The following is a 17,913-nucleotide window of genomic DNA, read 5'->3' as shown; positions in this document are numbered from 1 at the left end:
TAAAATGCTCTGATGACACTAGAACAATTACGCATTTTTTTGGCAGTTGCTGAACAGTTACACTTCACACGTGCGGCTGAAATACTTTATGTCACCCAACCTGCTGTCAGCGCCGCTATTCAAAGCCTGGAAACAGAATACAGCGTCAAACTCTTTCACCGCGTCGGTCGTCGGATTGAGATTACAGAAGCGGGCATCCTGCTACAGCTTGAAGCCCAAAAAATCTTGGAGCAAGTAGCGCTGACCGAACGGGGCTTACGGGAGTTGAACAATTTGCAGCGCGGTGAACTGCGTTTAGGGGCAAGCTTGACGATCGGGAACTACTGGCTACCCGCAAAAATTAGCCATTTCAAACATAAATATCCTGGCATCTCAGTCAACTGTACCTTGGCAAACGCTGAAGAAATCTGCGAAGGCACCGCTACGGGTTTGTTTGATCTGGGCGTTGTCACTGGTGATGTGAAACCAGCGCTCAAAAGTGTTTTAGAACAAACTGTCGTTGGACATGAACGGCTACAAGTGGTTGTCGGCAAAACCCATCCCTGGTACAACCGTGCGCGTATTTCAGTACAAGAACTGATGGAAACAGGTTGGGTGATGCGTGAATCTGGGTCAGGGGCTCAACAAATGTTTGAGCAAGCGTTGCAAAACTGGGGCATTGATAGCGCTCAATTGCCGATCGTTTTAATCTTAAGCAGTAGTGAGATGGTCAAAGCGATCGTGGAAACAGGGGTGGGTGCTGCCGCACTGCCTGAACTCATGATTCAAAAGGAATTACAACTACTAACCCTCCGCGCGATCGAGATTACCAGGAGCCGTAAAGGCATCGGCACCCTGCTCGAAATTGTGCAGCCTATTTGGAAAATTAAGCACCAGCAACGGTTTCAAACCAAACTAGCGATCGCCTTCGAGCAAATCCTAACGTCTGTCTAAGCGCTGGCAACTCATCACGCGTAGCTTAATGGCACCCCAAGCTCATAACTTGGTCATTGCGAGTTCAAGTCTCGCCACTGCGACCAATGCACAGATGGTGTAAGGTCAAGACACCAGCCTGTGTTCGCGAAGCGTTCCCGCAGGGTAGCTGGTCATTAACGGGTTTCTCCCTTCGAGACGCTTCGCGAACGAGTCCCGCTAGGCACCCCTAAGATAATAAACAACTGAATAAATGAAATAAGGAAGACGATCGCCTACGCAATCCGAGCAACAAATTGTATTGAACTCAGGTTGCAAATGCAATCCAATGTGCCTGCGAGTGTGAATAACCGTGGATCATCCCGGAATCGAAACACACGGTATAGATGGTAATGATCGCTGTAATTCTGGGAGACCGTTACCTCATTCTGGGAAACGAAGAATGGAACTTGCTTCCCGTAAGCGGTTGTCTTGACTTCGATGAAGCGATCGCCCCCATTCGCTTCAAACGATCGAACATCAAAACCAGCCCCATCGCCCTCGGTCACAGCAATGTGTTCTACTCGGTCTGCAAGGCTTCCTTGTCCTAATCGGATGAGCCGCGCTCGCTCAAAATTAAGCACAAATTCTTCACCAGCCCTGCTAAGGGAGGCATTACAGGCTTCTCGTTCCAGATAATTGATGGCAGGACGGACACGATGCAACGGTTCCGATCACTCTCCAGTTGGCGCAGGAGTGTATGGTTCAGGGGGAGAGTCAAGCCGAGACAGCAAATCCTCTACAGTCGGGATGTTGGCAGGTTCTTCCACTGCCTGCTGCACAATGGCGCTAAAGCTGGAATCTAAACTGATGCGATCGACGACAACCTCATAAAGTAGAGATTGATAGTTGCCCAACGGCTTGTAGCCAAAGATGTAGGGATAACCAAACTCCATCAGAATGGCACTGATATTTTGATGCTTTCGCTCAATGGCTCCTTCCGATCGCCCCTTAAGAAGTTGGAGGAGATTACGTCGATGTGCAGCTTGGTTGTAAGGCTCTCGTCGTAATTCCAGGGAGAGCATGGTGAAGTAATCTGCAACAACAGCCTCGACTTCCGCTGGTGACCCTTCATTTGGCACGTCATCTTTCCTTCCAGTCGAGAAGTTGAAACTTCAATTAACTGCCCTGCGTCGCTGCCAGAGTCTTCAGCGCAGTGATATAGTTTGCAATCTTATGGTCTTCAAAGCGTTGAGAGAGAAATTTCAGACTAAAACGAGGACCAAATCTGTATTCTTGATCCACATGACTATAGCCCTGCCAGGGTCTTGGCAAAGCAGGCACCAGATCCATGCCATAAACAAAGCGATAGCTAGCGGGAACACGACGGTTGAAGGACTCTCTAAACCCCTGATTGCCAACTCTCGGCGCACCAAACGTGTAGATGTCGATTACAAACTTACTTGAAAAGTTGTACTGCACATCAACGGCACACAGAGTTGCTAAGGCTCCGCCCAGACTATGACCTGTAACTGTCACACTTGTAGCAGCACGGCTCCTTAAATAGTTGTGAATTTGCTCTCGGACTGACAAGTAGGCTGCGACAAACCCCCGATGCATTTTCGCACCAGATTGGCTTTCACCTTGATAGGGGTAAACTTGCTCTCGCTCCTGCACAATCTGTTCCTGAACTACTGTTTGCTGAAACTCAACCATTTCTTGCTCAAAGTTAAAGCTAGTGCTCCAGTCCAGACGCTTTTCACTGCCACGGAAAACGATGTAGATGGCACCTGAGACATCCAATAAGAGCGCACATTGCGTATCAGTACTCGTTTGGTCAATCAAGTCTGGAGTCAGGTTAGGAAACTCACTAAATCGAAGCTGAGAGAAATCCTGATAGATTTCCTGCGAAAGAAGGGCACATTTGACCGCCTGAGAGTAGTTCACCATGACAAATCCTCTTTACCTAGTAAACCGACCTTAGCGCAGCACAAGTAACTAGAAAACAATACAAGTTTGTACGACTCAGCTAGTTTACTCTTCATCAAGTAGCCGCATTTTAGACTGTCCTGACGCTAAAAGTGGGTAAAAAAAGCGTTCAATAAGTAGCTGAGCATAATTCTTTATAAACTACCTTTTGACTTCGTATTCGACGTTGAGCTTAGCCGCAACGTCGAAGCCTAAGCGCTCAAGCCGAACGGCGTTCAGGTCGAAAGCTCACGCCGAAGTCTCAAGGCTCTCAGTCCTGTATGCTGACGGGTTGAGCGCAGTCGAAACCCAGTCTCTATCTCTAAGTAGTGCTTAATTTAGTAGTGCTTAATTTAGCCCTCCTACTTATGAGGCTTTAGCACTTTTTACCTATCTATAGCTCAACCCCTTAAAAAGCCCGAACTACTAGCCAAACTTGTGAGAAGCATTGCCACAAAATGAGCGTCAATGTGTAGCCTGGAGGTAATCACGACACTTTGTTTTATGGCACACCTCACTCAACGCCGCTCCGAAAATGTGAGTGGTGACTTCTACGTTGATTCCACTTGCATTGACTGTGATACCTGTCGATGGATGGCTCCAGAAACGTTTCATGCGGCAGGTGATCAGTCTGCTGTGCACCATCAACCAACTAATGCAGCAGAACGTCTGCGGGCAATGCAAGCGTTATTGGCTTGTCCAACGGCATCCATTGGTACGATCGAAAAGCCGCAAGATATAAAGCAGGTTCACCACAGCTTGCCGATTCCCATTACAGAAACTGTGTATCACTGCGGCTATCACGCCGAAAATTCCTATGGAGCGGCTAGCTATTTGATTCAACGACCCGAAGGAAATGTGCTGGTTGATTCACCTCGCTTTGCACCCCCGCTCGTGAAACGACTGGAGGCGATGGGCGGCATTCGTTATCTCTATTTAACTCACCGAGATGATGTGGCAGATCATCAAAAATTTCACCAGCACTTTGGTTGCGATCGCATCCTTCACCAAGATGAAATTAACCATTCCACCCAGGATGTTGAAATTCAACTATCAGGCTTAGAACCCTTTGAGCTAGAACCTGATCTGTTGATTATTCCTGTTCCCGGTCATACCAAAGGGCATACGGTATTACTTTATAACAACACGATTTTGTTTACCGGCGATCACCTTGCCTGGTCAGACGAACGGCATCACCTGTATGCCTTTCGCAGAGCCTGCTGGTATTCTTGGGCGGAACTCACCCGTTCAATGAAACGGCTGGCAGATTATTCGTTTGAGTGGGTGTTGCCAGGACATGGTCGTCGCTACCATAGCGATCGCTCAACCATGGCAGAGCAAATGCAAAAATGCCTGACCTGGATGGAAACTCAGTAGATTAGGTTTGTTGAGAAATAACCTGATTTTAAGAACGAGGTTTTCTGCTGTCCCCCCAAGTTAGGCTGCATGAAGATAGAAGTTCTATAAACTGACTGCATTAAGTATTAAGCGGTCATCGAAATTAGGTACACGCTTTCGGTAGACATCTGCTACGGCACGATAGCGCTTCATACCAGCATGGGCATGTTCACCTGCCACTCGTTAACGACTGAACCCTCGGCGCTCCTGCTTGTTGTTCACTCAATGCCTTACCCCTTGGTTTCTTGTGTGGCAAAGGAACGTTATCAAACTCGTTGTGTAAGGGCAAAACTGAGCAGCAACACTTCAAAGGTAACGGTAACACTGTTATGTTCAAGGACTCGCCACAATAAGGGAACTGCCCGTCCACAGCACACTACCGACAGGTAAATCATGCAAAAGCGATCCACAAAACTGTCGTATCTCAGGCTAAATACAATCGCGGTTGCTTCCATCCACTCAGAGTCGCTAGCACCAAGGGTCCGTAAATTGCCATCACGCTCATGCGGCAATCGTCCATAAATTGCTGCCAGCGTCGCTCCGTACTTTGCGCTTTCGTCGCTCGGTTGAGGGTCTTTTAGGGGCGATCGCTTCCAACTTTTGACTTTGGTATCACCGCCTTAGTGAACTCTTTATAACAACGTTGAGGTTTTTCTCTCTACACCGGGAACGCTTGAAACAGCACTTACCCGGTCAAACCATGAACCTTCTTCGTTGGGCTGTTGTCTCAGTTGTTACTACTGCACTCTCTCTGTCAACTTCGGGGGCTTCTAGCCGACCGACTGAACCGGATTACCCCTGCTATGTGCAAACTCAGTCGGGGCGCATAGTTAACCTGACGGCTTTATGTACTGGCAAGCCAACAGCCATCAATGTCGCTAGTAATCCGATCGTTCGACAGACCACCCTGAAGCCTCAGAAGCAAGCTGCTAAAGGTGGGCAGGTGGCTGAGACAGCACGCGAGATCAAAGGTCGTGGCGATAATGGTTGGACGCTTTCTGGCAAGGTGCAAAATCAGACAAAGCAGTCTATTCGTGACCTGAGAGTCACCGTTTCCATTGATGTTGGATCAAAAAAACTGGTGGAATCGATGCGGACTAAACAGTCAGCGGTGCCACCGGGAGGCTACGCCGATTTTGAGGTAGCTATACCAGGTGATCCAGATCATCGTCCTGATTTTCGTGTTGCTTTGACGCAGTGGCGCAACGAAGATGGCACGGCTGGTCAATACCCTTAAACGCATTATCAACATAGCCCTTCTGTGAATGAGCAAAAAATATGGCGCAATTCGCAAATAAGTGGCGCAAACCTGTAAAGCTAGAATCTGTCAGCGTTTTAGGCTCTTGGCTTACTTCTAATCACTGCTGCATCAACACAGTTCATCTCAGGTGATCAGCGTCCAGAACGGTAGTCTGGAGGCATGTTGACTGATTGCACCACTCATTTGCGAATCACGCTAAATCTTTTGCTCATTCACACCTGCGTTCTGAAAATTTGGCAACGTAAGCGGTTTCAGCTTGAGATAAGCCGATTTCTCGTGATCTCATGTACACTCTGACTTGACTGATTTCAATTCGTTTTCCAGGCGTTAGAGAAGCCCCCTGATAGGGTGATCTCCAATGTCTTTTTCAATGCTTGGTTGAACGCATAAATTCGACTACCAGCTGGCAGTTTGAGATGCTGATCTCTCCCGCCAAGTAACTGTCATCTACCCGCTATGCCCATTGTCATTTGATAATCCATACTGATCGCATCAAATCCAGTCCTAGAGTTTGTTTGCAGTGAAGCAAATAAGCTCACAAACTAGGGCATTTATTATGCTCGGCAGTGGTGTTTCAAGACGGGCAAATATGTCAGTAAGTTTGACCTAAACTATTAGGTCAAACCGAGCAAGCATTTTGCCGGGCTAGCAGCGCAGGCAGCGCAGCAGGTATTAGAGGTGATTTATAAAGAGAAGCTAAAGGAGAGGTGGCTCAATTTTGGGCAAATTCTAGATTAACGTGAGTTTTGGATAAGAAAGAGCGGGGACAAGTACGCTGAGAATTACTAAATTATTCAGCCGCCCCCACCCATGTTCAGCTTAGAAGAACTCCTCTGCTCAGTCGATGACTTCTGCCAAGTCTTTGAACCGCGCTGGCAACAGCAATTGTTGAGCCACGGGCTACAAAGGCGGAACCGAGCGCGACAACTGTGTCTGAGCGAAATCATGACGATTGTGATTGCCTTTCACCAGCAGCGTTATCGCACGTTCAAGGACTACTACACCAAACACGTTTGCGTCTGTTGGCGCACTGCGTTTCCCGCATTGGTGAGCTACCAGCGCTTTGTCGCTTGGATGCCTTCGGCGCTGCTGCCGTTTGCTTACCTCAAATCCTGCTTTGGTCGCTGCACGGGCATCAGCTTTATCGACGCGACGCGTCTGCAAGTCTGCCAAAATCGCCGCATTCACCAGCATCAAGTATTTGCAGAGTTTGCTGCCCGTGGCAAAACCTCAGTGGATTGGTTCTTTGGCTTCAAGTTGCATCTCGTCGTCAATGAGCACGGTGAGCTTCTCAACAACCGACTGACGCCAGGCAATACCGATGACCGTAAGCCCGTCGTTCCACTCCTGCAAGCCCTGTTTGGCAAGGTCTTTGCGGACCGAGGTTATGTCTCCCAACGTTTGGCACAACAGTTGCTCAAAACTTGTGGCATTGAGTTCTTTGCTAAACCCAGGCGCAATATGAAAAATTGCTTGATGCGTTTGACCGACAAGTTGCTTGCCCGCAAGCGCTCAATCATTGAGACGATCATCGACCCACTCAAGAACATTTCTCAAATCGAGTATTCTCGACATCGTTCTCCAGTAAATTTTTTGACCAATTTGGTCTGCGGCTTAATTGCTTACTGCCACCAACCGAAGAAACCGGCGCTCCGATTAGAGTTCGCTTTACCCCAAGCCGCTTAACCGGAACTCATGTAGGGTTAGGTTTCCGGTGGAGCGGACCGGCAGAATTGCTGGTGCTCAATAGGGTCTTCATCGCCTTGTTTACCACCTCGGCCTGTCTGTTTCGGCGTGCTGCGTGGGTGACCCAAAAGCGCCTTTGCTTGCAGCTACGTTGCCTTATTGAGTCAGTCTTTTTACTGCCTGACTCGCTACAGTTGAATTCAGATGAGCGGTGTAGGGCCGGCGCACTGCGAGTCGCGATGTTCTATTACTTCGTGCGCGGCGGCACGCGTCTCCAGAATTCATCGAAGGTGATCGAGTCAAAGAAGGCGGTGACATTGACGATCTTTCCGTCCTGCAACTGCATGAACCAAGCGTAGGTGTTGCGATAGGGCTTGCCGTCAAGTGCCGTGGCTTCGCCGTCAAACAACACGATGACTGTGTCACCTTCGCTGTGTAGACCGCGAATAGTGGGGACTGGCGGTTTGGTCAACCGGGCGTTAAACGGTTTGATTACCGCGTCTAGAAATTCGTCGCGAGACGCATATCTCTTAACGGCTAGAGACTGTCCTGTAATGGTCCAGGTAGCATCAGCCGCAAGTAACTCGAACGGTCCTCCGGTGTCAGTGCGCCAGCGATCGAAGCTTGCTTGAATCAGTTGCTTGTTCACTTCGGTCTTTGCTTCAGAGGCATGCATGGTTGGAGTTGCCATCGAACATGCGATGACGATGGCAACAAAAAAGTATCCTACGTGGGTAAACATGTACACTCCTTCTTGAGTTGAGGGTCACTTCTCAAAGTTGCCGATTTACGTTATCTCATTGAATGAGTAGCAGTATTTTTGTCCAATTCTCAGATTGATCCAGCAATCAAAGTAAGTTTTGTTGTGTCTGGCTCATTGCCTTATCCTTTCATTTCCGCTTGGAACGTGTTCATCATAAGATTGAAAGAATTGGCACTAAATACATAAACCTTGCACATACTTGCCTAATACTCTCAGGTAGAGGATTGACCAGAGTGAATATTCTCTATATAATGGTTGAAGCCCTCAAGCATCCAGCATGGCGATTGAAAGAATGAAGCGGGGTACCGCAATCAATCCATGCCAAGAATTGGCAACATTAATGATTCGGCACACTAATGGGCGGGGCAACAGTATCCATGCAACCGCTATTGATCAGTTGGAATTGATGCGGGAATCTACGGCTCTCACCACACTCCGTGCTGTGTATGAACCGACGCTTTGCATCATTCTTCAAGGCAGAAAAGAAACCTTGCTGGGCAAGGAAATCTATCATTACGGTGCAGCCCAATACATCGTGGTCACAGTGGCTTAGCTGCTCAGCGGTTTGATTGTTAAAGCAACACCAGACGAGCCGTATTTAGGAGTCAAGCTAAGTTTGGAGACGACTCAACTTTGGGATCTTATTGACCAAATTCAACACAACACAGACAAAAAAGAAGACTCAGTGAGAGGCTTTTTCGTGAGTGATGCTGATGAAGCGTTGATTGATTGTGCTATTAGGCTGATACGGCTTTTGGATAAGCCGCAGGATATTCCCTTCCTCGCACCGATGATGGTTCGCGAAATCTATTACCGCCTTCTAATCGATGAACATGGTCAAGCGGTTCGTCAAATTGCGACCTTTGGGAGTCATACGCAACACATTGCAGAAGTGATTAAACAAATCAAAGCTGAGTTTACAAAGTTATTGCGCGTGGATGATTTAGCCAAGCAAGCGAGGATGTCTTCGGCATCATTTCATCGGCACTTTAAGGCAGTGACCTCCATGAGCCCGTTGCAATATCAAAAGCAACTGCGGTTGATGGAAGCCCGTCGTCTAATGCTGATTGAAAACGTCGATGTCATCAATGCGGCTTATCAAGTTGGGTATGAGAGTGCCTCACAATTCAGTCGTGAATATTCTCGTCTGTTCGGTATGTCCCCCATGAAGGAGATTGGACAGTTACGTAAAATCTAAACAGGAGCTTTGCCGATGCCTCTGTAGCAGCGAGACTTTCGGCATGAGAGAAAGGCGCGGTGTGCTCGAGGGTACTAAAGGACAGTGACATTGGCAGGTTGGCGACAGCCAGACATCCTGCCCCATTAATCTGGCAGTAGCGTTCTCAAAATTCGTCTAGTAGAGCCAGATTATGCTCCTGCTTACCGGACACAGCAACTGTTACAGATCAGCGACCGCTTGAATATGTCCCGGTGGAGCAGGGTTGTTTTATACCGAGTCACTTAATTTAACGTTAATCTCAGTGATCGCTGAACAGGCAATCCTCAGGCAACTCGTAAACGCTCAACATCCTTCTTCGGTGGCGCACCAAACATGCGGGAATATTCGCGACTGAATTGAGAAGGACTCTCATAACCAACCTGATACGCCGCACGGGTTGCATCCACATCTTCAGCCAGCATCAGACGACGAGCTTCCAATAACCTCAACTGCTTTTGATATTGCAACGGGCTCATGGAGGTCACTACCTTAAAGTGCCGATGAAATGATGCCGAAGACATGCTTGCTTGCTTTGCCAAATCATCCATATTCAGTGACTTGGTAAACTCAGCTTTGATCTGGTTAATCACCTCTGCAATGCGCTGCATCTGGCTACCGGAGGTCGCAATCTGCCAAACCGCTTCGCTCTGACCGCCCATTAGAAGACGGTAATAGATTTCGCGAATCATCATCGGTGCCAGGAATGGAATATCCTCGGGCGTATCGAGAAGCCGTGTGACTCGGGTGGCACACTCAATTAGTGGAGCATTTGCTTCGCTAACGAATAAGCCTCTGACTGAACTTTCTTTTTGATCTGGATGACGTTGAATTTGGTCAATAATGTCCCAAAGTTGAGTTGCGTCCAGGCTGAGCTTAAAGCAGAGATACGGCTTATCCGGTGTTGCTTCAATAATGTTTCCACTGAGCGGGAGATCGACTGTGACCACGATGTATTGAGCCGTCCCATAGTAATAGGTTTCCTTACCCAGTAAAGTTTCTTTTTTACCCTGAACAATAATGCAAAGCGTCGGTTCATACACTGTGCAGAGTTCTGTCGGAGCCGCAGATTCCCGCATCAATTCCAACTGAGCGATCGCCGTTGCATGGATACCGTTTCCTCTGCCATCCGTGTGGCGGGTCACTAATTCCGCCAGTTTCTGACAAGCATCAATTGTGGTCTCGCGCTTTAGGAATTCATCTGCCATACCAGGTCCTCGTCAACGCTTAGTAGCGGATTGTGAGACATTCCTTTCATTGTTTTTCTACGCCTATTATAGGGGATTCTCTTGAGCACTATCTTGAGAAAATTAGGCAATAATCTGCAAAGTCTATGTATTCAGAACCTTTTTTCCAAAGCCTATGATGAACTCATGCCATAAGCGTAATGAAAGGATAAGGCAATAAAGGAGATAGACCGATGGCTCAGAAAACATAGTTTATAACAGGTGCTTCCCGTGGAATTAGAGCCGAAATTACGATCCAATTTGCTCGACGCTGGGTCAAGCCACAGCAATTGAGACGATCAAACGCTGGAGTAGGTTGTTTTTGCGATCACACCTTCTCCATGCTCAAGGTGCTTTTGATTATGTCTACAGCACAGGTGACAATCTTGATCCAAACGTGGGTGTGATTCGTCAAACTCCCTGATTGCTGCTGCTCTGTTCCAGCACTTCTAGTTTTGTTACTGAACAATTGATCGCCATTGATAGCAGGGTTAACTGCGCCATCACAACAGATGGTGAATGGCGGAGTGTGTTGGTGTGAATTAATTACTTACTGTTCATGACACAGCTCAATGATGAACAGGAATATTCTCATGTCTCTCAACAAGGAAAGGAAGTAACTAATGTTAGAACAACATCAAGATACGGCTCAATACGAGCAAAATGGGAAAATCCATGTTCAAACAACATCTCCACAAGAGGATCAGCATGACTACAAAGAAGCGATCAAGATCCTTGCCTCAAAGATCCGAGGTGAACTAATCCTGCCTGACAACCCTGCTTATGAAGCAGAACGAAAAGTCTGGAATGGTAGCTTTGATGGCTATCCCACTGCGATCGTGCGCTGTGCTGATGCGGAAGATGTTAAAGTCACCGTCAATTTTGCCCGTGAGCAGGCGATGACGCTCTCTGTGCGGAGCGGAGGACATAGTGCTGCCGGACATGGCACCAATATCGGTGGACTGGTGATCGATCTTTCCCAGATGAAGACGATTACGGTTGACCCGGTACGTCACACAGCCCGTCTGGAACCTGGTCTGACCTGGGGTGAAGTTGCCGGAAAGCTCCAGCCCTTTGGATTGGCATTGACAGCAGGTGACGTTGCCTCCGTGGGTGTGGGTGGTTTGCTGCTCAGCGGCGGCATCGGTTGGATGGTTCGTGCTTATGGTTTAACCATCGATCGCCTGCAAGCAGTAGAACTGGTTACAGCGGATGGAAAACTGCTGCGTGCCAGTGCTGACGAAAATCCCGAACTGTTCTGGGGACTGCGCGGTGGTGGTGGCAACTTTGGTATTGCGACCGCTTTCGAGGTAAACCTACATCCAGGTGGAACTATCTTGGGCGGTGCCGTCTTTTATGAGGCAACCGAGGCCGAGCGTATCCTGCGGGAGTATACCCGTCTAGCAGCGGCAGCACCGGATGAACTTTCCACTGAAGTTTTGTTCATGCTGGCACCTCCCGCCCCTTTCATCCCACCCGATAAGCAGGGAACCCCAGTCGTCGTGATTATGGTCTGCTACACCGGTGACATCAGCGAGGGTGAGCGGGTTGTGGCTCCTCTGCGTCAGCTTGCCACCCCGATCTCCGACCTGATTGCGCCTATGCCCTATTCGGCTATTTTTGCACTCACAGCGGTTGGTGAGATCCCTGGCTTTCAGCATCATTCGCGATCGCAGTTTTTCGAGACGTTCTCAAACGAGATGATTCACGCATTAGTTGAATCCGCTCAATCCATCCTGTCTCCTGAAACGCTGATCACCCTGCGTGTCCTGGGTGGCGCTATGAGTCGGGTCGCACCAGATGCAACAGCCTTTGCTCACCGGGACAAACAGGGCATGGTGTTGGTCACTCACTTCGCACCGTTATCGGCTGATGCTGCCAGTCTCGATGCCCGCACCCAGCGAGTCTTTCAGGCACTCTTACCTTACGCTAACGGCGCTTATGTCGGTTTCCTGGCAGACGAGGGAGAGCGGATTCGTGAGGTCTACCCACCCGCTACCTATGCACGACTCGTGGCGCTCAAGAACCAGTATGACCCGACCAATCTGTTTCATCGCAACCAGAATATCAAACCCACTGTTGCCCCAACGACGCTGGTCACCTCAGTGAGTTCATAGCGCTATAGCGTTCACAAACAGATTGTGAACAAGGGGTGTGGGAGCGAAGTCCCCACGCAGGGTTTCAATCCCACACCCCGTTCAAATTCAGAAAGAATCACTATACCCTTACCCCTAAAACAATGAGTACTCAATTCAGTCAAAGCAACGTTGCAATTGTCGGACAGAGCGAGAACCTTGAGTGGTTCGATACAATGCCTGGTGAGCAGATGGCTATCCGCGTCCATAGTAAAGATGTCGATGGGGCTTTCACAATAATTGAAGTGGATGTTCCACCGTTCATCGGACCGCCACTCCACTATCACAAAGATAGGGAAGAGATCTTTGAAGTCCTTGAAGGCAGATTTCGCTTTCACGTCGAGGGCGAAGAGCTTGAGGTCGGACCTGGAACATCGGTCGTGGTGCCTCGTAACACCGTGCATGGATGGGTAAATCTTGGACCCGGAAGGGCTCGGTTGATCTTCACCTTCGTCCCTGGTGGCATCGACGAATTCTTCCCCCAAATCGGTCAAACGTCGCCTGAAGGTTGGACAGAGCTTGCACGGCAGCACGACACTTGGATCGTTGGAGCGCCTCTGTCTGTTTAAGCTCCATCTTCCAACGCTGCTGCTGAACCTTACTGAATGACAGCAGAGCAAATTGTGAATGAGTAAAGGCGCTCACGATCGTCCAACCGTAAAATTTAAGCTTCTTGACTTCCAAGAGGATATCTGAATTAGAGGACTCACACACTTAAGTTTGATCTTAAAGTGCAACCTGAGTTGAAATCAGTTTCATTCCAGAGAGTGATTGATAAATCATTCTCTGGAAGACGAAAAATTACAAACTCTGAGCAGGCGACAAACCAAAGTCGATTACCTATAGTGAACTCACACTAACATTTTCGGATGATGGAAGGCATGAAAGCAGTGCGACTGCATGGATACAACCAACGACTTGTCCTCGAAGATATTCCTGTCCCCGATGTTGAGCAGGCTGAAGTCCATCGCGTCGTCATCAAGTACGCATGAGGAAGCAGAGAATGTGGAACCATTCAAATCGCAGGGCGATTTTGCTTGCCCTGCTCACTGCTGCCCTTGTCGGCTGCAACAAGATGCTGAATGCCGCTGAGTCTGAACGAAACGCAACCGAAGTAAATCGCGCCGTCGTCCAGGCTGCCTTCGACAAATGGCGAGTCGGGCAGGGCAGCCCGTTCGACCTGCTGCTACCGGAAGCCAAGTGGACGATCGTTGGTTCTTCGCCGCTCTCGAAGATCTATCGCAGCAAGCAGCAATTCATGGATGAGGTCATCACTCCGTTCAACGCGCGGGTGAAGAGTCCACTCGTGCCGACCGTGCAAGGACTCTACGCCGATGGCGATACGGTGATCATCTGCTTCGACGGTGCCACGACGGCTCTTGATGGCTTGCCGTACCGCAACACCTACACTTGGTACTTCACCATGAAAGACGGGAAAGTCGTCAAGGCGACAGCGTTCTTCGATACCAGGGTGTTCGACGAATTTTGGAACCGGGTTTCGCCACCGAAATGATTTGCGTGCCTCAATGCCGTAGTCATTCAATGAGTTCCTCTCAGATGTCAGAAGCCCCAATCTTAATTTTGACCGGCGTTAACCGACTGCACAGTGACTTACTGATTTACGATTGCGCCATATTGTTTGCTTATTTGCAGTAGAGGATTCTTTTGAGCATCACTCTCATGCTTGAGAAAATTAGGCAATAACCTGAAAGGTTTATGTATTTAGAGTCTTTGTTCAAAAGCCTAAGATAAACCCATACCAGAAAGGCGATGAAAGGATAAGGCAATCAAGGAGATAAAACAATGACTCAAAAGACATGGTTCATTACAGGTGCATCCCGTGGCATTGGAGCCGAAATTGCGAAAGCCGTTTTGGCAGCAGGAGACCAATTGATCGCAACCGCCCGCAGAAAGACTGATTTGGAGCAATTCGAGTCGAACCCCAATGTGTTGACGCTGAGCCTCGATATTACTGATGAGGCTCAAGTGCAAGCGGCAGTGGCAGCAGGACTGGAACGCTTTGGGCAGATTGATGTGTTGGTCAACAATGCCGGATTCGGTATCTTGGGCGGCGTCGAAGAAACTAGTGCCCAAGAGGTTGAGCGGGTCTATCGCACAAATGTCTTCGGGCTGTTGAATGTGATCCGTGCGGTATTGCCCAGTATGCGTCAGCGCCGCTCTGGACACATTATGAACCTATCGTCGATCGGGGGCTACCGCTCCACTCCCGGGTGGGGCATCTACTCCTCAACCAAGTTTGCAGTTGAAGGCATTACCGAAGCGTTGCATGATGAGTTAGCGCCTCTAGGCATCCATGCGACTGTGGTCGAGCCAGGCTACTTCCGCACCGGTTTTCTCGATGGCAGCTCGCTCCAGCGTACTGCAATGGAAATTGAGGATTACGCAGAGACGGTCGGTAAAGTTCGTAAAATCGCCTCTGAACTGAGCTATCAACAACCGGGAGACCCTACCAAGCTTGCCCAAGCGATGCTTCAGCTCGCGAATGCTGATACACCACCGCTCCGGTTGCCGCTCGGCACAGACACCCTGAAAGCCATTGCCAAGAAGAACGCTTACGTCGAGCAAGAAACGGCACAATGGCGCGCGCTGGCTGAATCGACTGATTACAGATAGGGGGCCCAGGAGCGTGAAGGAACGATAGCGAATGAAGGCTTTCAAGTTCTCGGTGACGACATGACATCCTACCGAGAACTTGAGGCATATAACGACCACGCTCACCTGCCCGGCGGACGCGGGAAGCCATGAACTTCAGAAAGCCTACATGCCCCCCAGATCAATGCAGCGCCTTTTGGGGGAGACGAGCAATAAAAGGCAGAGGAGACAACCATGCATGGGATGACAACATTTATTGTTACTTTGTTTGGTGGCTAAGAATTAAGCGGAGTCAAAGCCCCGTTCATATTCTTTCCTTCTGCCTTCTGCCTCCTGCCTTCTGCCTTTTGTATCAATTCTTCGCTATGAATGGAGCCGATTCGTTCTCTCAATGCGCCGCCAGAACGATCGGCGAGAACAGCTTGAATTTCTGCGACAATTGCCAGAGCTATTGCCTCTGGTGCATCAGCACCAATATCAAGGCCGATCGGACTGTAAAGACGATGCAGTTGAGCGGCTGTGGGGATGAAGCCATCGGCTTGCAAGTCCTGAAGCAATCGTTGAGTGCGACTTTTCGGTCCTAAGATGCCCACATAACGAAGCGGTGATGGAAGCAGCGATCGCAGTAGTGCTTGATCCCGCAGGTAGTTGTGGGTCATCACGACTGCAACCATGCGCGGATTCCAAGTGAGATGTGCCTGAAGGTTCTCCGGCTCGCTGAGGATAATCTCGTCTGCCAACGGAAAGCGATCGCGTGTGGTGTAGCCTGGTCGGTGATCGATTAGCGTAACGTGCCAACCAAGTTGTTTGGCACACTCAACAACAGGAATGGCATCGTGACCCGCTCCAAATACTAGCAGGGGGACGAGGGGTTGAATGACTTCGATGAGAACTTCTGCTGCACCGTTGGGTAACCTGTAGGATTGCACCTGCGATCGCGTAGCGTTTCCGTTGGACAATTGCGCCCCGAGAAGCATCCGACGGGCATCTTCCAGCACACAGCGAGCAAGCTGACGGTCTTCAATCCCATCAACCACAGTACCATCCGGTTTCAACAGCAGGCGGGAGGCAATGCTAGCACAGGTTTCTCCCTCAACGCGGAATACCGTTGCGATCGCTCCGGGTTGTCCCTGATGCAGACAGTCGGCGATGAACTCGATCTGACTTCTTGCAGACGCATCATTGAGGGGCTCAATCAATACGTCTACCACACCATTGCAACCCAATCCCAATCCCCACACAATATCCTCGCTGGAAGTGGTATCGTACTGCACCACAACGGGTTTGCCGGAGTAAAACATCAGGGGTTGCGATCGCTCAAAGACATCTCCTTCAAGACATCCGCCACTGATGGAACCGATCGTTTGACCGTCTTCTACGAGCAACATCCGTGCCCCCGGTCGGCGATAAACTGAGCCTTTCGTTTTCACGACCGTAGCAAGGGCGGAACACCGTCCGTCATTTGCTACCTGCTTAAAGGCTTTAATAATGTCTTGGAATTCTCTCATTGCTGGTATGAGCTGATTTTAGTTGTGCTGTTCACAGGAGCTTGTCAGGTGTGATGGGCAAATCGCGGATGCGCTTCCCCGTGGCGTGGTAGATGGCGTTAGCCACTGCTGCTGCTGCGCCGACGATGCCGATCTCGCCGATACCCTTGATTCCTAAAGGGTTAACGTGCGGGTCGTTCTCCTCAATGAAGACTGTATCGATGTCGGGGATGTCAGCGTTAACGGAAACGTGGTACTCGCCAAGATTGCCATTGATATAGTTGCCATAACGTGAATCCAGCAGCGTTTCTTCATGAAGCGCCATGCTAATGCCCCAAACGACACCACCGACGATTTGCGATCGCGCTGTCTTGGGATTCAGGATGCGACCTGCGCCAATAACGCTGAGGAAACGTGGAATCCTTATCATGCCTGTGTCTGGGTCAACGCTCACTTGGACAAAGTGTGCGCCGAAGGCGTGCATGGAAAACTTCTGTGCTGCGTCACCGGGTTTCGAGTCAACCCGCACTTCCACGCCTTGTGTCAAGTTGTGCCGTTGCATGATGGCGACATAGGACTCTCCCCGTGCGGGTTGTCCTTTGGTAAAGAGTCGTCCGTCAGCGGCGGCGATCGCCTCCTCGTTTGCGCCCCGGAGTGGGGAGTTGGCATCGTCACGCGCCAAGGCAGCGAAGCGCTGTCGTACTGCAACACACGCTTCCTGCACCGCCGTACAGAAGCTGGCTGCACCAAATGAACCGCCCGACGCTGGAGTTGGCGGAAAGTTACTGTCGCCGATTTCCACCTGCACTCGCTCCGGTGGCACTCCCAGCGCATCTGCCGCCACTTGCGTCAATACTGTGTAAGTGCCAGTCCCCAGGTCGGTCGCGCCAGTGTGTACCTGCACGCGACCATCCGGTAACACTCGCACGATAGCTGACGATGGACGGAGGCGTGCTGGGAAACTTGCACTCGCCACCCCATAACCAGTGAGGTAGCGACCCTCACGCATCGAACCGGGTTCGGCGAGGCGTTTCTCCCACCCAAAGCGCTTTGCCCCTTCCCGAAAACACTGTACTAGAGAGCGACTCGACCACGGTAAGCCGCTTTCTGGGTCACGCGGGGGTTCGTTACGCACGCGCAGTTCGATCGGGTCGAGCTTCAGCGCGTAAGCCAACTCATCCATTGCCGACTCCAAGGCAAATGAACCCGGAGCTTCCCCCGGTGCCCGCATAATCATCGATCGATCGAGGTTAAGAGGAACAATTCGGT

16 protein-coding genes, 1 tRNA gene and 1 pseudogene are annotated in these 17,913 nt (G+C 49.9%); 11 read left to right on the top strand and 7 right to left on the bottom strand.

Annotation, left to right across the window (positions count from 1 at the left end):
- Positions 1-12: 12 nt before the first annotated feature.
- Entirely contained in the window at positions 13-933 is a 921-nt protein-coding gene (locus H6F76_RS04610; protein WP_190506343.1) for a LysR substrate-binding domain-containing protein, read from the top strand.
- A gap of 17 nt (positions 934-950) precedes the next feature.
- Positions 951-1,019 (top strand) — tRNA-Ile (locus H6F76_RS04605).
- Positions 1,020-1,187: 168 nt separating this feature from the next.
- Here the strand turns inward: H6F76_RS04605 and H6F76_RS29595 are convergent.
- The 3 genes from H6F76_RS29595 to H6F76_RS04595 are packed head-to-tail and all read right to left on the bottom strand — an operon-like array spanning position 1,188 to position 2,841.
- Complete coding sequence (locus H6F76_RS29595; protein ID WP_199321919.1) at positions 1,188-1,616, bottom strand: DUF3883 domain-containing protein; 429 nt, start codon at positions 1,614-1,616, stop codon at positions 1,188-1,190.
- 9 nt (positions 1,617-1,625) lie between these two features.
- Positions 1,626-2,033, bottom strand: a complete 408-nt coding sequence (locus H6F76_RS29590) for a hypothetical protein (protein ID WP_199321918.1) — start codon at positions 2,031-2,033, stop codon at positions 1,626-1,628.
- A gap of 37 nt (positions 2,034-2,070) precedes the next feature.
- Positions 2,071-2,841 (bottom strand): lipase family protein, encoded by a 771-nt coding sequence (locus H6F76_RS04595; RefSeq protein WP_190506341.1) that lies wholly within the window; start codon positions 2,839-2,841, stop codon positions 2,071-2,073.
- A gap of 522 nt (positions 2,842-3,363) precedes the next feature.
- Between H6F76_RS04595 and H6F76_RS04590 the strand changes: the two genes are divergently transcribed.
- The 3 genes from H6F76_RS04590 (at position 3,364) to H6F76_RS04580 (ending at position 7,204) form a co-directional block, all read left to right on the top strand.
- Positions 3,364-4,236, top strand: a complete 873-nt coding sequence (locus tag H6F76_RS04590) for an MBL fold metallo-hydrolase (RefSeq protein WP_190506339.1) — start codon at positions 3,364-3,366, stop codon at positions 4,234-4,236.
- Between the two features lie 721 nt (positions 4,237-4,957).
- Complete coding sequence (locus H6F76_RS04585; RefSeq protein WP_190506337.1) at positions 4,958-5,494, top strand: hypothetical protein; 537 nt, start codon at positions 4,958-4,960, stop codon at positions 5,492-5,494.
- Between the two features lie 834 nt (positions 5,495-6,328).
- The gene (locus H6F76_RS04580; RefSeq protein WP_190506335.1) at positions 6,329-7,204 is read left to right on the top strand and encodes an IS982 family transposase; all 876 of its coding nucleotides are present in this window, start codon (positions 6,329-6,331) and stop codon (positions 7,202-7,204) included.
- Between the two features lie 247 nt (positions 7,205-7,451).
- On the opposite strand, the gene H6F76_RS04575 is transcribed toward H6F76_RS04580, so the two are convergent.
- Complete coding sequence (locus H6F76_RS04575; protein WP_199321917.1) at positions 7,452-7,946, bottom strand: nuclear transport factor 2 family protein; 495 nt, start codon at positions 7,944-7,946, stop codon at positions 7,452-7,454.
- A gap of 298 nt (positions 7,947-8,244) precedes the next feature.
- Between H6F76_RS04575 and H6F76_RS31360 the strand changes: the two are divergent.
- Positions 8,245-9,165: pseudogene (locus tag H6F76_RS31360) on the top strand (AraC family transcriptional regulator).
- Between the two features lie 305 nt (positions 9,166-9,470).
- Here H6F76_RS31360 and H6F76_RS04565 read toward each other — a convergent pair.
- The gene (locus H6F76_RS04565) at positions 9,471-10,391 is read right to left on the bottom strand and encodes an AraC family transcriptional regulator (RefSeq protein WP_190506333.1); all 921 of its coding nucleotides are present in this window, start codon (positions 10,389-10,391) and stop codon (positions 9,471-9,473) included.
- Positions 10,392-11,032: 641 nt separating this feature from the next.
- Here H6F76_RS04565 and H6F76_RS04560 point away from each other — a divergent pair.
- The 5 genes from H6F76_RS04560 to H6F76_RS04545 all read left to right on the top strand — a co-directional run bounded on the left by H6F76_RS04560 (position 11,033) and on the right by H6F76_RS04545 (position 15,178).
- A complete protein-coding gene (locus H6F76_RS04560) occupies positions 11,033-12,526 on the top strand; it encodes an FAD-binding oxidoreductase (protein WP_190506331.1) in 1,494 nt (497 codons plus the stop codon).
- 122 nt (positions 12,527-12,648) lie between these two features.
- Positions 12,649-13,113: a cupin domain-containing protein gene (locus H6F76_RS04555; RefSeq protein WP_190506329.1), complete on the top strand. Its 465-nt coding sequence runs from the start codon at positions 12,649-12,651 to the stop codon at positions 13,111-13,113.
- Between the two features lie 300 nt (positions 13,114-13,413).
- Entirely contained in the window at positions 13,414-13,536 is a 123-nt protein-coding gene (locus tag H6F76_RS30920; protein WP_277881189.1) for a hypothetical protein, read from the top strand.
- 11 nt (positions 13,537-13,547) lie between these two features.
- Positions 13,548-14,057: a nuclear transport factor 2 family protein gene (locus H6F76_RS04550; protein ID WP_199321916.1), complete on the top strand. Its 510-nt coding sequence runs from the start codon at positions 13,548-13,550 to the stop codon at positions 14,055-14,057.
- Positions 14,058-14,347: 290 nt separating this feature from the next.
- Positions 14,348-15,178 carry an oxidoreductase gene (locus tag H6F76_RS04545; protein ID WP_190506326.1) on the top strand — a complete coding sequence of 277 codons (831 nt, stop codon included), beginning with the start codon at positions 14,348-14,350 and terminating at the stop codon, positions 15,176-15,178.
- Between the two features lie 254 nt (positions 15,179-15,432).
- Here the strand turns inward: H6F76_RS04545 and H6F76_RS04540 are convergent, their stop codons facing one another.
- Positions 15,433-16,665, bottom strand: a complete 1,233-nt coding sequence (locus H6F76_RS04540; protein WP_190506324.1) for an XdhC/CoxI family protein — start codon at positions 16,663-16,665, stop codon at positions 15,433-15,435.
- A gap of 31 nt (positions 16,666-16,696) precedes the next feature.
- Positions 16,697-17,913: xanthine dehydrogenase family protein molybdopterin-binding subunit (locus H6F76_RS04535; RefSeq protein ID WP_190506322.1), on the bottom strand; the 1,217-nt coding region annotated here is incomplete at its 5' end.

Source organism: Leptolyngbya sp. FACHB-321 (assembly GCF_014695975.1).
Classification (GTDB): Bacteria; Cyanobacteriota; Cyanobacteriia; order Leptolyngbyales; family Leptolyngbyaceae; genus Stenomitos.
The sequence above is the reverse complement of the archived record's forward strand: the minus strand, read 5'-3'. Positions and strand labels throughout refer to the sequence as shown.